Source organism: Leptospira yasudae (assembly GCF_003545925.1).
In the GTDB taxonomy this organism is placed as follows: domain Bacteria; phylum Spirochaetota; class Leptospiria; order Leptospirales; family Leptospiraceae; genus Leptospira; species Leptospira yasudae.
Genome location: NZ_QHCU01000004.1, coordinates 343027 through 358358, shown reverse-complemented (window position 1 = coordinate 358358; position 15332 = coordinate 343027). Strand labels below are relative to the sequence as shown.

The window sequence follows — 15332 nt, the reverse complement described above, 5'->3', positions numbered from 1 at the left end:
CAAACAAAAACGCCGAATCAAGTAATTATATTATAAAGAGGTTAATGACGGGAGAAAATAGAATATTCCTTACAGTGGAATTATTTTTTCCTGGATCAGAGAGTCTTCGTACATGTTAGAAATCAATCATCGTTATCTTCCATTCGGAACTTCGGGCGCTCTCCTATTTATTTCGGGGGCAAATTCCAAATCCCGGACCGATCTTTCCCTTCTTTCCGAAGAAATCGCAAAGAAAGAAATCGGCACGATCTGCGTCATTTCAAACGATCATTCGATCGATGCGGAAACGTTAGACTCCATTGATCCGCTCGTCACGGTTCTTTCGATTCAGATTCCTCCGGGCCCCGAAACCAACGACTCGGTGTTCGGCACTTTTTTGAAAATTCAAAAATTCTTGAAAAGAGGAAACCTTCTTTTCCTGATCGAACCGGATTGTGAATCCAGATTCCCTCTTTTTCTTTCCAAACTTTTACTCGCGAGCGATCCTTCCCTCACAGATTCCGAACTCGAAAGTCGAGTTTCCCGTTTCGGTTATTCGGCCCCGGATGGAGACCAAGCGGTTTTTCGGAAATTTCTTTCCAGACACAAGGACCCGCATTCCTTTCATGAAATCCCTCCGGGAGAATTTTCGGTTTCTTCCCATCTCGTTCGGGAAGGAAGACGTCCGTCCGCATTGAAGTATAAGATTCAATACGAGCCGGGCGTCGAAAATCTTACGAAGATCAAAGCGGTTCCTCTTACGGAAGAAGACCGTAAAAATCAGAAAATCGGCTTTCAATCTTCTCCTATCCATGCGATCGAAATCGATCATCTGGAAGACGATCAAAAATTAAAAGAGATCTCCGTCGATCCGCCTCCGCATTCTTCTTCCGTCGCTGCGGAAACCTCGCCCTCTTCTTCGATTTCCGATTCGACAACGGTAAATGGGAGCGCTTCTACGACCGCACCGGCTCCGGCAACGAACGGAAAAGAATCCACGAACGGTTCCGCAGCGTCAGCGGCATCGACTGCTCCGCCGGAATCCGCTCAAGAGGCGAGCGTGAACCGAAGCGAAGCTTCTTCGCAAAAGTCGGTCGACAAAACCGATTCTGCAAAAACGAAATCCGCTTCTTCGCAAAATCAAAATTCTCCCGTTGCAAAAAGTCCGGCCGACGATGGCGACAAACAAGCTTCGGGAAGTTCGGCTAAAACGAAACTTCCGCTTCAGATCAAGTTGATGGCGGTGATTTCTCTTTTGATGACGATCACGGTTTCCACGATCATCTTCTTCGCTTCCTCCGCGTTTCGCGGAGACTCCGAAGTTCGAGTGTTGCAAAACAATTTAAATTTAGTGAATATTCTCGGGTTAAAGATCAAAACCGACATCAACGAGATTCTTTCCAACGGAAAACAGATCGTCGGCGCGCTCGCACAGGGAAAAGCCGGTCTTTCGTTTGCGGATATTTTCTTTCAAAACGATCCCGACTTTATCTACGCGGGTTTGTTTCAAATCGAGAACAACACGCCCTCTTCGATCAACGAGTTCTTCAACGAACCGTATTTAAGCGAGGTCAAGGTTTCTCCGAAAGAAATTTCGGATCTGATCGCGGGCCGTCCCGGTTTGATCACGAAGTCCGTTTTGACCGGCGGTAGAATGGAGAATCTCAGCGCGGAATTCAAGGAGCCTATCTTTGCGATCGCGGTCCCTTCCTCCAGTTCCAATCCGAAAGTTCTCGTCTTGATTTTACGTTTGGAAAAATTCCTAAACGCATTCCAAAAACAGGATATTTCCGAAGTATTTCTCGTAAACGGAGAAGGAGATTTGATCGCACACTCCGATCCGAAACTTCTTCAATCCAACACGAACTTCATGAATCTTCCGATCATGGAATCCATGGTCAACAGTTCGGAAAACACCAAACAAACCGAATACAAGGACAAGGAAGGAAAGTCCTGGTTCGGTTCGTTTCAAAAGCTGGGCTTCGGCGGCGGCGCTGTGATCTCCATCGTTCCCGAAGACAAGGCGTTTGAAGCGGTTTATCGAATCCAAAGAACCAATCTTCTCATCATGGGGATCGCCCTTTGTTTGGCGCTGATCATCGTTTTCTTCTTTGCGAAGACGATCACCAAACCTCTGTTAAACCTTTTACACGCGACGACCGAAATCGCACGCGGAAACTTCAAGATCGGAATCAGTTCCACGACCCGGGACGAAGTCGGTCTTCTCACGGATTACTTCGTGGACATGGGCAAGGGTCTGGAAGAACGCGAAAAGGTAAAAGATGCCCTCGGACGTTTCGTAAACAAAGAAATCGCCGAAATGGTTCTGAAACAGGAACTTACCCTCGGTGGAGAACGGAAGATGTGCGCCATTTTCTTCTCGGATATCCGCAGTTTTACGGCGATTTCCGAAAAACTTCAACCGGAAGAAGTCGTCGAATTCTTAAACGAGTACATGACCGAGATGGTTCATTGCGTGAATGAAACACACGGGATCGTCGACAAGTTTATCGGAGATGCAATCATGGCGACCTGGGGAGCTGCGAAAACTTCGGATCAAGACGCGGCCAACGCAGTCACCGGCGCGCTTATGATGAGAGAGGCGCTTCTTCGTTTTAACCAAGGCAGAGGCGGCGATAAAAAGCCGATCATCAAAATCGGCTGCGGTTTAAACTACGGCCCCGTCATTGCGGGTCAGATCGGTTCCGAACAAAGACTCGAATACACAGTGATCGGGGACGCAGTGAACTTGGCTTCCCGCGTGGAAGCGTTGAATAAACCGTTCGGAACGGATATTCTCATTACGCAGGATCTTTTGGATCACGTTCCCGGTCTGTTCAACGTCGAAAAGATGCAGTCCATCAAAGTGAAGGGGAAATCAGAACCTCAGGTGATCTATGCGGTTCTCGGCCGTAAGGACGATCCGAATTGTCCTAAAAACATAGAAGAACTCAGAAACCGAATCGGCATCGTCTGGGAACCTCCTAAAAAAGGAAAATCGGAAGGCGGAGAGCCCGGAGAAGAAGTTAAGTATGAGATACTTGACTGAAGGAAAATACGTCGTCACCTTTCTTACGGGACTCGTAATCCTCTTTAGTATATTATTATACCTTCATATCACTTCGGGTCACAAAAAAGGGACCAACCCGGAGATCGGCAAAATCATATTCAAAAACCGGAAAGCGCAGAGAAAGTTCGATTCGGAAGTGATGTGGGAAGAGATCGAAACCGAGATGAAAGTCCGCAACCGGGACACGGTCCGCACGGAAGACGGAGCCGAAGCGGTTCTTGTTTTAAACGACGGAACCGAAATCAAACTCGATCAAAAGAGCATGATCTTTCTCGACTTCTCCGATAAGAACTTATCCATCGACTTCGCTTACGGATCGGTTTCGGCAAACAAAGACAGCGGCACCGAACTTAAAATCAAAAGCGGCGAAACGACCGTGGAAGTCAACCAGGGCGACCTGAAACTTTCCAAGTCCGAGGACCAAGCGTTGAACCTGGAAGTTTCCAAAGGAAACGCGAAGGTCAAATCCGGAAATCAGGAATCGAACGTTGCGAACAACCAAGCCATCGAACTGAAAAACGGAAAATCGGAAATCCGTTCCTTGTCGATTTCTCTCACTTCTCCATCGGAACGAAAGTTCGTGCAAACTCCGTCGAATGCCGCGGCGATCGCATTCGGCTGGAACAAGGTCGAAGGCGTAAAGGATTATACGTTGGAAATTTCGAATCATCCGAGTTTTACGAAAAACGTAACTCGCTCGAAATCGAATTCGATTTCCCTAAACAAGTCTTTGGAAAAAGGAACGCATTATTGGCGAGTCACCGCGCTCCATCCCGGAACCGATAAACCGGAATACAGCGAGACCCGTTCCTTGACCGTTCTCGGAAATCTACAACCGTCGGTCTTTGCACCGGCACGAGGGGAAGAATTCAAGTTCACTTCTTCTCCCCCGAGCGTCGTCATTCAATGGACTCCCGTGGATCTGAGCAAAAGTTATACTCTCGAACTCGCCAAGGACAAGAATTTCAAAGAATCGATTCTTACCCAGGAAATCCAGGGAACGTTGTATCGCTGGGATAAAACGAAGGAAGGAACGTATTACGCTCGCGTAACTCCGAAATCCTCCATGCCCGATCTGAAAACGTCTACCTCCGAAGCGATTTCGTTTCATATCCGTAAGTTGGAAAAAGCAGAACCTCCTATCTTAAAAAAACCTTCCGATCAGGAGGAGATTTCCCTCCGCAAATTCTCGAAAGAAGGAAGTCTGTTCGTTTGGTCGGGTTCCTCCGATCTGAGCGAATACACTCTTGAAATCGCAAACGACAACGACTTTAAGAACCTTCTTTTCAGCAAAAGAACGAACTCATTCTCCCTAACCTCGAGTCCGATCGCAAACGCGGGAACGTATTTCTGGAGAGTCAGAGCCGCGGCAAAAGAGGGAGATCCGGTCGTATCACCGAGCCGTCAGTTTAAGATCCAGGCGCTCGAATCTTTCGACTTACTTTTCCCTTCAAACGAACAGGAATTGGGTCATCCGGCCAATCAAAAATTGACCTTTCGCTGGCAAAGACCCGAGCCTTCCGGTGTATATAAGTTAGAGATCGCCAAAAATTCTGAATTCAGCGGAAACGTGATTCGGGAGAATTTCCGCGCTTCTTCCGGAACCGTGCAGCTTCCATCCGTCGGTGAATACTTCTGGAAGGTTTCTCTGCTCGGATCCAACGGGGAGAATTTATTGACGAGTAAAACTCAGTCGTTCAAGACTTCGGACAACGCGCCCTTCCTAAGTCAGAACAGCCCGGCGACCGAAGAGACCATCGATATTTCCAATCGGGACAGCATCGACTTCCGTTGGGAAATCGAAGGAAACACGGAATCGGTGGCTCTCGAAATTTTCGAGCTAAGATCGAAAGGAAATAAGTCGATCTGGAAAAGAGAACTGAAAGGAGATTCTTATTCGTTTAAGGATTTTGCAATCTTAGAAGAAGGTAAGTTTCAGTGGAGAATCTCCGCGAAATACAAGGACAAAACCGGTGCGACCAAGTTCACCATTCCGGTTTCCAGAAATTTCGAGATCAAGCTGAGTAAAACGGTCCGACCTCCGGAAATTCTTTCGCCGAAGGAAATTTATGTGGAATAGAATTCATATCATCTTCATTCTTTTGTTCCTTCTCTTACTTCCCGTTTTCGGAGAGGAAGAGAATCAATATTTGGAATGGAAGCCCGTGCCCGAAGCGGGAGGTTATCTCGTAGAAATCAAGGATCCGAGCGGGAGAATCGCGCGAGAAAAAACCAAGTCCACCCGTTTCGAAGTCAATCTTCCGCCGGGAGTTTACGAACACAGGATCGGAGTTCTCAATAAATTCGGAAGGGTTTCCGTGTTTTCGGAATGGATAGCCTTTGAGGTGATTCTTTCCCGCGCGCCCTTTGTGGACCCGGATTCGAACGTCAAACTCGTCAAAGAAAAACTCGGCCCCGTTCTGACCGTAAAGGGAGATAACTTTACCGAAGCGATGAACGTTACGCTTCTTCTTCCTTCCGGAGAAACGATCAAACCCGAATTCGAATACATCAACTCGAAAGAAATCAAAATCAAGATCGACGGTTTGAATCTCAAAAACGGAAGTTATACTCTTTCCTTGGAAAACCCGAGAAACAAGAAGACCGCCAAAAAAGGATTTTTGGTTTTGGCCGATACCGAACAAGAACTTGCGGAAATCGTTAAACGAGGGGAACAGGAAGAACGAGTCGCGAGTCCGGGAATCCAATGGGGACCGGCGATGCAATCCGCGGTTTTACCAGGTTGGGGACAATCCAATCAGGACAAGAAGTATAGAAGTTGGATTTTTCCGATCTTGATCGCGGGAGCGGTCGCTTATTCCGCACAGCAATACGGAGAATATAACTCGAGTTTGGCGACCCTCGATCAAAGCAAGAATCTGAATCAGAGTCTTTTGTTGATGGATAACCCTGCGTTACTCCCCTTTGCAACGTTCAATTACATGCAGGTCCAGTCGGATTACTCGAACGCCGTTTCCCATTACAATCAGTTCAACATTTCCTTAGGGATCGTTGCGCTTCTCTACCTGCTAAATGTGTCAGATGCGGCATTTGTAAGCCCATCCACGACGAAAACGACGGTTTCCGAAACCGACCGAGGATACGTTCCGTATTTCAAAACAAGCACCATCGACGCCGGACAAGGGGGTCGCAGTTCCGGTCAATTTTTTCCGAATTCTTTTGAATTTGGGATGAAAATTTTCCTATAAAACTATGTTATTCCTTATAGATAAGGAATTCTTTTGTGAAAAATGCGACGCGATCAAGCGCTCAGATTCGTTTGTACTCGATCCTGCTTCTTGCGGGAATCTCTTTATCTAACTGTATTCCCAAACCTTCCGGAACGTCCTTTTTAGATACCTTTACATTTGCAAATTTCGTTTCCCTCTCGCAAACCCCCATTCCGCTCAACGTGAAAGTTTCCGGATTGACCGGCGGGGTTCTTGTCCTTTCCAATCAGGACAATGAAACGCTTTCCATCTCCGCAAACGGAGATTACGCTTTCTCGGAAAAGAAAACGCGTTATTCTTCTTACGAGGTTAAGGTAAACAGTCAGCCTTCGACAACCCCTGCCATCGATTGTTCGATTTCCAATCCCAGCGGAATTTTATCTCCGTTTTTCTCATACGTGGAAGTACTCTGTTCCACGAGATCCTATCCTCTTTCCGTACAAGCCTACGGAATCTCATCCACCGTCAGCGGTAGCCTGCAAGTCCGCAGCGGCGGAGTCGATCTGCTCAACATCAGCGCGGACGGAACGTATGCTTTCAATTCTCCGATTCCGGACCAATCGAATTATTCCATTCAAATCATTACAAGCCCTCAGAATCATGTCTGTCAGTTCGAAGTTCCGGCTAACGCGACCGGAGTGATGACCGCGCCCAACACGATTTTGATCAACTGTTTGAGCGTTACGAACGCCAATCCTCCGAATCAGACCGTTTTGCTTCCCGCATCGGATATCATTCTTACGTTTTCTAAAAACGTGAATGCCTGCGTTTTGGATCCGGTCAATACTCCTGCGGGAAACCTCAAGTCGAGCCACCCTGCTTCCGCGCTTTCGTTTCCGACCGCCAATACGGTAAGAATCAACTCGGGCGGAACATGGACGATGGGAGTCAATCAGTATGTCCGTTTAACGGGATGCACCGATCCGGGAACCGGAAAAGCGTATAACAACGGTTTGCCGCTCACGTTTACGTATACGATCGCGAACGAAGTGAAATACACGAGACCCGGCGGTATGGGAGCGGGAGCCTGCAGCACGGCTGCGACCGCCTGCGCTTCGATCCGTTACGCTGTAAGTCTTTGTTCTTCCGTTCCTTGTTTCGTATTGGTTTCCGAAGGAACCTATTCGATTTCGGATAACGCGACCCAAAGAATCGATCTGAAAGACGGAGTGAATCTGTTAGGCGGTTTCGATTCCACGTTCACGCAGAGAAATCCCACAACGCATCCTGCCATCATCGAGGATATTTCACCTCCCGGAAACTGCGGCGCCACGGAAGGAGTCACATGCGCTCCGATCTTTGCCGGTCCTCCGTTTACAACGATGACGAGCAATCTGGTCGTCACGATGTTTACGATCAGGACCAATCCGAACAACCCTTGGGCGACAGGGGTGTTTTTGAACGGAATCGCAACCGGAGCTTCTCAATTGATCGTTGCGGGGAACGTCATTCAAGGAGCGGATTCGACGAGCGCCTACACGGCTGGAACGGTTCGTTCGGGAGTGGCCGCGTACGGAATCACTCCGAACCTCAACGTGTCCTACAATTATATCATCGGCGGAAGCGGGAACAGTATCTCGGCGGGAATCTACAACAACGGAAGCTGGGGAGTGATCTACAACAACTGGTTGAACGGAGCTTCGCACGTAGGCTCCTCTGCGGCCGATTTTTCAACGGCGCTTTTGGTTCGAAACCTGACCGGCGCGCAAAATCTCATCGTATCGAACAACGTCGTCAATTCGTATCAGCAAATCGGAAGCCCCGTCGTGACGGCTGCGAACACTTCGGGAATGCGTTTCCAAAGCGTGAACTCCACGAACGTTCACCTCCTCCACAATACGATTTTCGGAGGGGTGGGAACTTCGGAATCATACGGTGTTCATTCCGTCGGCTCCGGCGTGGAAAGTAAGATCGCGAACAATCAGATATTTACGAACGGAACCGCCGCAAGTCGGATTTGTTTGAACTTCGGAGTCGCTCCCGGAGCAAACCTGGAAGTGAAAGGAAACAATCTGTTCAACTGTTCCACCCTCGCACAAACGCCGGTTTTCGGTTTCGGGCTTTGCGCGGGCAACCCCGGACCTTTGCGAAACAACGTTCTTTGTCTAACGAACCTCGCGGCGGTCAACAATCAGAACTTCAGCCATAATCCCGGATTCTTACCGCCAACGAGTCCGCTCACGTATTATCTTATCGGAGCGACTTCGAAATGCGACACGGTCTACGGCGGAGTCGATCCGGCCTATGGAGGGTTTATCACCCTGTATCAAAACGACTTTTTGGGAAATCCTAGAACGTCGGATGTGGCACCCGCCCCGGTTCCGGCCGGTTCCTTCGGATATTCGATCGGAATCAAGGAACACAACGGTTCCTGCGCTCCATAAGAAAATTCTGTTATTCTAAAGCAAACTCTGCAGTTCTTCCCAGCGTTCCATTTTTAAGGGAAGAATGGAATGAATTTCGGTCAGACGTTTTCCAGAAGCGGCTAGTTCCTCCGGTTTTCCGCTTCCCGACTGAAGAAGTTCGGTGAGTTTTCGTTCTTCGTCTTCCAATTCGGAAATCTCCGCTTCCAAGGCCTCGAGTTCTTTCTTCTGGTTGAAGTTCAGCCCTTTTTTGTTTTTGGAGGAATCGGTTTCCTTTTGTCTGACTTCGGGCTCCTTCTTGTCCTTCTGTTTATTTAGATAATTCTTATATTCTAAATATTCGGAATAGTTCCCCGGAAATTTTTCGACGACTCCGTTCCCTTGAAAAACGAACAGATAATCCACGGTTCGGTCCATAAAGTAACGATCGTGGGAAACGACCAGAATACATCCCCCGAATTCGACGAGAAATTCCTCCAAAACCGAAAGGGTTTTGATATCGAGATCGTTGGTTGGCTCGTCCAAAATCAGAAAGTTCGGATTGGTCATCAGAATCGCGACGAGATAAAGTCTTCTTCTTTCTCCTCCCGATAAATTCTTGATAGCGCCCGCCTGCAACCGTCCGTCGAACAAAAAGAGTTCCAGCATATCCGCCGCGCTCAATACGCGATCGTCGCTCATCTTGACGGAAACTCCGCATTCTTTTTTGACATAGTCGATCACTCTCATTTCTCCCGGAAGTTCCTTGGAGATTTGATCGAAGTAACCGAAACTCGTGTTCATTCCGACGCTTACGTCTCCCGAATCGGGTTTTTCGCGTCCGCTGATCAAATTGAGCAGAGTGGATTTTCCGGCGCCGTTCGGACCTACGATTCCGATTCGTTCTCCGTTTTTAAACGTATAAGAAAAACCTGATAGAATCGGTTTGCGAAACGACTTCGTGAGATTTTTTAATTCCAGAATTTTCTTTCCAAGCTTTCTTCCCGAAACGGAAAAATCCAAAACGATTTCCTTTCCCGCTTTTTTTCGGTTCAACACTTCGAGGGCGCGATCGGTTCTTCCCTTTTGTTTGGTTCCTCTGGCCTTCGGTTGTCTGCGCAGCCATTCCAATTCCTTCTTTAGAAATTGTTTTTCCTTGTGCTCGGCCCGTTCCCGATTGGCTTCCAGTTCCGCTTTCTTTTCCAGATAGAATCCGAAGTTTCCCGGAAACGAGGAAAGATTGCCGTTTTCCAATTCGATGATTCGATCCGTGACTTCTTCCAAAAAGTAACGATCGTGTGTGACGAGGATGACTGCCTTTTTCGTTTCGATCAGATAATCCTGAAGCCACAAGATCGTATCTACGTCCAAATGGTTCGTGGGTTCGTCCAAAATCAGAAGATTGGATTCTTCGACGAGGGTTTGAACCAAAGCGACTTTCTTGAGCATCCCGCCCGAAAGGGAACTCATCTTTAAGGAAAGATCGGAAAGATCCAATTCCTTCAAAAGGGAACGAAACCAGGATTCCAGTTCCCATGCACCGAGACGGTCCATCTCCTGCATAAGCCGATTGTATTCTTCCTCGACGTTCGCGTCTCCCGAATCGAGACGGCCGCAAACCGCTTCATAGGCCCGCACCGTTTCCAGAATCGGACTCGGACTGGAAAAGATATGTTCGAGGATATTGTGATCCGGATTGAAGGAAGGCGATTGCGATAAGACGGCGATCTGAAGAATTTTATTTTTCAGAATTTGTCCGCTGTCGGGAACGTCCAAACCCGCGAGCATTTTCAAAAGGGTCGTTTTACCGGAACCGTTGATTCCGAGAATTCCGATCTTCTCCCCTTCGTTGATTCCGAAACTGATTTGATTGAGTAGGACTTTGGCGCCGATCTCTTTCGAGATCTTATCTACGGAGATTAAATTCATAGGACAGTTGCAGGGTCGCGAGCGAAAGGACTGCGGACAAGTGTTTTAAATTTTAAATCGAACTTGGAATTTGGTTCCTTTGCCTTCGTCCGCCGGAACGAACGAAGACTTTCCTCTCAATTGTCTGGAAAGAATTTCGACGAGCCGCAGCCCCAAGGATTCCGATTTGCCGAGATCGAACCCGTTCGGCATACCGATCCCGTTGTCGCTTACTTCCAAAACGGATTCTTCCACGTCGCTTCTGAGTTTAACGGAGATCAGACCTTTCTCTTCGTTCGGGAAGGCGTATTTGAGGGAATTGGTCACGAGTTCGTTTACGATCAATCCCAAAGGAATCGCGGTTTCGATCGAAACGAAATTTGGTTTGGACGAAATCCGGAATTCGATTTTCTTTTCCTTACCGAAAGAATGAAGAAGACTCACGAGAAGAGTGTTTAGATAATCATAAAAATCGATTTTTGTAATATTCTCGGATTGATAGAGTTCCTTGTGGATGAGAGCCATCGATTGGATTCTGCGCTCGCATTCCTTGAGAATCTGAGAGATCTGATCGTTCTCGGAATGTTCCGCCTGCAAACCCAAAAGACTCGCGACTACCTGAAGATTGTTTTTTACGCGATGATGAATCTCCTTCAGCATCACTTCCTTTTCTTCCAAAGTTTTTTTGAGCTTTTCTTCCGCCCGTTTCCGTTCCGTGATGTCGCGAATGATCTGCGTCGCGCCGATTAGATTGTGCGAAGAATCCCGGATCGAACTAAAGCTGATTTCCAGCGTCGCCACATCCTGAACAAAACCGCGCATCGTTCTTTCGATCGTATAAACTTCTCCGCGAAGCGCGCGGCTCCAGTTCTCGATCACGACCGCTCTTTCCAACGGATCCAGAATCATTTCCGGGAGAAGATTTCCGGGCTCGATTTTTTTTCCGTAAAGCCTCCAGAAGTTCAGCTCAAAGGAAGAATTAAACGCGATCACCCGAAAGTTGATGTCCACCGCGCAGATGGAATCTTTGGTTCCTTCGATGACTCCGAGCAAACGCTCCCGAGTCATCTGCAGCTTGGTGCGAAGTCTTTCCAGTTCGAGTTCGGCGCGTTTGCGTGAATTGATGTCGCGCACGATGACCTGCACGAACTGACGCTCTCCTTCGAAAAACGCGCTCGCAACGACTTCGACGAACAAGGTGGAGCCGTCCTTTCGGATGAATTCCTCTTCAAGAACTCCGACGCCCACGCCCTCCTGATTCATCTTTTGGATTCTTTGTTTTACGACATTTTGAGAACGATGATGTACGAATTGAAGAACGGGTTTACCGAGAACCTCTTCCAAGGAATCATAGCCGAGCATCTTTACGAGAGCATCGTTGGCTCGGAGAATTTTCCCTTCCGAATGGACGGCGACTCCGTCTCTTGAAAGATCGAAAAGCAGACGATAACGTTCTTCTGTAATGGGAAGCGGTTCCATTCGTTTAACAATACGTTGATAAAGGCATCCTAAAGAGTAGGATCGGAAAGTCAATCAAACCCGGTTAACGACAAATTAGCGTTTTATCAAAAAGAACCGAACTCCCTCCCTTTTCCCCGAAATCGTTTCCTTCGCGGGAAAGGAATTGTTACAAAAGTTTTGCGTTCCAAAGCTATTTTCGATTTTTATTTTGCTTGTTTGGGAATTGAATACAGGAAATTATAAAACCCTTCGTCTTGATTATAGGAAGAAATGACCGCATTACGATCTGATTCTAATTTTCTAATTTTGAATGCAGAGGGGGAAGTTGTAACCTGGAGCTTTTATCCTCCGTTTCAGGATTTCTCCAAGAATTTAGAAAATCAGATTCACCCGTCCCTTTGGAACTGGAAAGAAAAAGGTTCTTGGGAAAAACTATGGAAAGAAGCCCGTTCCTCCAAAGAAAAAGCTCCGTTTTACAAGATCGTATATGGAAATTCGCCAAAGGAAACTTTCGAAATCGAAATTCGGATTCTTCCGTCGGGACAAAATCACATTCTAATATTGTTTTTTACGGATTCTGCATCTTCTTCTCTCGAGCCTCCCAGCCTTTTTTTAAAAGACGCCGAACTCCGTTCGATGATCTTTCAAAAATCCGGGAACGCAATCCTGCTCGTCCATCCGCAGAACGACTCGATTTTGGAGGTCAACCAGACCGCTCTTCAATATTTTGAAATCAAAGCGGCTTCGGAAATCGTAGGCGAGACTTTTATCGATTTGTTAGCGGAAGGATTCTCCCCCGATGAATACGATGTCCGAAAAAGAAAGATCCTGTCGGGCGAACCTTCGTCCTGGGAGATGGAATTCAAAACGTTTCAAAACCGCAAATTCTGGGGAAACGTCTCGTTTCGGATTTTGACCTCGGACCAAAACGAAATCATTCTCGTTCAGATCAAAGATATCACGGATAAAATCCAAGCGAGAAGATCTCTGGTGGAACAGTCCAGAATCATCGCGGAACACGAAGCGAACTTAAATGCGATCATAGAGAATTCCGAAGCGATGATCTGGTCCCTCGATAAAGATTATAAATTACTAATATTCAATTCTCAATTCAAAACCGTGATGCGGGATTACTTTCATCGGGAAATTACGCCGGGCCTCAACGTCTTTCAAGCGGAAGTTCCACCCGATATCGTCCTTTACTGGAAAGACTTTTACGATCGAGCGCTTGCCGGAGAACGATTCAGCGTCACCAGATCCAGACCGAATCAGGACGGGACTTTCGTTTTCAGCGAACTTTCCTTTTATCCGATCAGAAATCAAAACGACGAAATCACGGGCGTCAGCGCGATTTCCGTGGACATCACCGACAAAAAACTCGCCGAAGAAAAATTCAGACTTCTTTTCGAACGTTCCAGCGAACCGCACGTTCTGTACGACGATTCGGGAATTTTCGAATGCAATCCCGCAACGCTCAATATGTTGCGTTGTCACGATAAAAAACTCATTTTAGGACAACACCCTTCCCGCTTTTCCGCTGAGGTTCAGGGAGAATCCAAAAAGGAAAGTCTGCACGAATTCGAATCTCTCGCATTAAAACGAGGCTCTTATACGTTCGAGCGCGTTTATAGACGCTTTAACGGCGAGGAATTCTCCACCGAAGTGACTTTGACTCCGATGATGATCCATCAAAAGCGCGTATTCCTCGCGGTCTGGCACGAAATCACGGAACGAAAAGTATATGAGGATTCTCTAAAGCGCGCCAAGGAGACCGCCGAGGCGGCGTCCAAGGCGAAGACCGATTTCTTGGCGATGATGAGCCACGAGATTCGAACTCCTCTCAACGGAGTGATCGGAACCGTGAGTCTTTTGGAAGGAACTTCGCTCAACACGGAACAGAAGGAATATCTGGACATCATCAAATCCAGCGGTCAAAATCTACTCATTTTGTTAAACGACATTCTGGATCTTTCCCGCATCGAGTCCGGTCAGCTCAAACTGGAGATGCAACCGGTTTCCCCGGAAAAACTCAGCGTGGACGTCTGCAATTTGTTCCGCTCCATGGCGGAGGAAAAAGGGCTCGTGATCGAATCGAGGATTTCTTCCCAGGTTCCGGGTTGGATCATCTCCGATCCGTACCGGCTCAGACAGATTCTGATGAATCTGCTCGGCAACTCCGTGAAGTTCACCGAAAAAGGAAAAATCCAACTGAACGTAGAAGCCGAAAAATTTCCGAACGACAAACTCAGATTGATCTTCCGCGTGCAGGACACGGGCATCGGGATCGAAGAGGAAAAGCTCGAACTTCTTTTCAAAGCGTTCAGCCAAGTGGATTCCTCCACCACTCGGAGATACGGGGGCTCTGGTCTCGGTCTGACCATCAGTAAAAAATTAGCGGAGTTGATGAAAGGCGAAATCATCGTTAAAAGTCAGGTAGGCCGCGGTTCCGAATTTTCCCTTTCGCTGATTACGGAAAGGCTCGATTATAAAATCCCGATGGGGGTTCAGGAACTGCATTCCAAAAACCTCGCGACGACCGCGATCCTTTCGATTCAAGACTACGCGCTTCGGGAACAGATCAAAAAGTTCTGCGAAAGAAACGGTTTTTCCGTTCGGCTCACAAGAACCGCCAAGGAAACGATCAAGACGATCGGAGAAGAGGAACGAATCGGAATTTTTCTCACCGATTTGAATTTTCCGGACATGACCTTACCGGAAGTTTTGGACGAACTCAAAAGTAAGAACCCTTCCCTCAAACTCACGATCATTCTTTTTATGGAAAAAGAACTGAAGGATTCGTATCATCTCGTTACGGAACGTCTGTTCAACCGGCCCGGTTTTAAGATATTTATGATGTTCAAACCCATCCTCTTGGACGAACTCAGTAAAAATTTCGAAAAGGCGTTTCCCACCATGGTTCGTAAGGAGGAAGCGCAGGGAGAAAATAAAAAACCCCTTTCGGAACGGATTCCTCTCAAGATCCTTTTAGTGGAGGATAACGTCATCAATCAGAAGATCGCCCTTCGTCTTTTGGGAAAATTGGGATACAAAGTCGATACTGCGTTAAACGGCGTCGAGGCGATCGACAACCTCAAAAATCAAAACTACGATCTGATCTTTATGGATATTCAAATGCCGGAGATGGACGGCTACGAGGCTACGTTCCATATCCGCAAGGATTTTGTCGAAACGAAACCGGTGATCGTTGCGATGACGGCTAACGCGATGGAAGGAGATAAGGAAAAATGCCTCCGCGCCGGAATGGACGCCTATATTCCGAAACCGATCCAGATCCAGGACATAGAATCCACGATCGTTCTTCTCTTTCAGTCCTGAAAAAGG

The 15332-nt window shown here is 47.4% G+C and carries 7 protein-coding genes; 5 read left to right on the top strand and 2 right to left on the bottom strand.

Going from position 1 to position 15332, the window contains the following annotated elements; all coding sequences use genetic code 11:
• Positions 1 to 112: 112 nt before the first annotated feature.
• The 4 genes from DLM76_RS13220 to DLM76_RS13205 are packed head-to-tail and all read left to right on the top strand — an operon-like array spanning position 113 to position 8663.
• The gene (locus DLM76_RS13220; protein ID WP_118965476.1) at positions 113 to 3028 is read left to right on the top strand and encodes an adenylate/guanylate cyclase domain-containing protein; all 2916 of its coding nucleotides are present in this window, start codon (positions 113 to 115) and stop codon (positions 3026 to 3028) included.
• Complete coding sequence (locus tag DLM76_RS13215) at positions 3012 to 5129, top strand: FecR family protein (RefSeq protein ID WP_118965475.1); 2118 nt, start codon at positions 3012 to 3014, stop codon at positions 5127 to 5129. Before DLM76_RS13220 ends, DLM76_RS13215 begins: the two co-directional genes overlap by 17 nt.
• Positions 5119 to 6258, top strand: a complete 1140-nt coding sequence (locus DLM76_RS13210; protein WP_118965474.1) for an LIC11435 family protein — start codon at positions 5119 to 5121, stop codon at positions 6256 to 6258. Before DLM76_RS13215 ends, DLM76_RS13210 begins: the two co-directional genes overlap by 11 nt.
• 35 nt (positions 6259 to 6293) lie before the next feature.
• Positions 6294 to 8663, top strand: a complete 2370-nt coding sequence (locus tag DLM76_RS13205) for a hypothetical protein (protein ID WP_118965473.1) — start codon at positions 6294 to 6296, stop codon at positions 8661 to 8663.
• Positions 8664 to 8678: 15 nt separating this feature from the next.
• Here DLM76_RS13205 and DLM76_RS13200 read toward each other — a convergent pair whose 3' ends face one another.
• A complete protein-coding gene (locus DLM76_RS13200) occupies positions 8679 to 10550 on the bottom strand; it encodes an ABC-F family ATP-binding cassette domain-containing protein (protein WP_118965472.1) in 1872 nt (623 codons plus the stop codon).
• A gap of 45 nt (positions 10551 to 10595) precedes the next feature.
• Entirely contained in the window at positions 10596 to 12008 is a 1413-nt protein-coding gene (locus tag DLM76_RS13195) for a sensor histidine kinase (protein WP_118955854.1), read from the bottom strand.
• 252 nt (positions 12009 to 12260) lie between these two features.
• Between DLM76_RS13195 and DLM76_RS13190 the strand changes: the two genes are divergently transcribed.
• The gene (locus DLM76_RS13190) at positions 12261 to 15326 is read left to right on the top strand and encodes a PAS domain-containing hybrid sensor histidine kinase/response regulator (protein ID WP_118965471.1); all 3066 of its coding nucleotides are present in this window, start codon (positions 12261 to 12263) and stop codon (positions 15324 to 15326) included.
• Positions 15327 to 15332: the final 6 nt, after the last annotated feature.

Excerpts from the sequence above, each read along its gene's own strand:
- DLM76_RS13190 (WP_118965471.1), top strand. The coding sequence starts at position 12,261 with ATGACCGCATTACGATCTGATTCTAATTTTCTAATTTTGAATGCAGAG.
- DLM76_RS13195 (WP_118955854.1), bottom strand. The coding sequence starts at position 12,008 with ATGGAACCGCTTCCCATTACAGAAGAACGTTATCGTCTGCTTTTCGAT.
- DLM76_RS13215 (WP_118965475.1), top strand. The coding sequence starts at position 3,012 with ATGAGATACTTGACTGAAGGAAAATACGTCGTCACCTTTCTTACGGGA.
- DLM76_RS13200 (WP_118965472.1), bottom strand. The coding sequence starts at position 10,550 with ATGAATTTAATCTCCGTAGATAAGATCTCGAAAGAGATCGGCGCCAAA.
- DLM76_RS13210 (WP_118965474.1), top strand. The coding sequence starts at position 5,119 with ATGTGGAATAGAATTCATATCATCTTCATTCTTTTGTTCCTTCTCTTA.
- DLM76_RS13220 (WP_118965476.1), top strand. The coding sequence starts at position 113 with ATGTTAGAAATCAATCATCGTTATCTTCCATTCGGAACTTCGGGCGCT.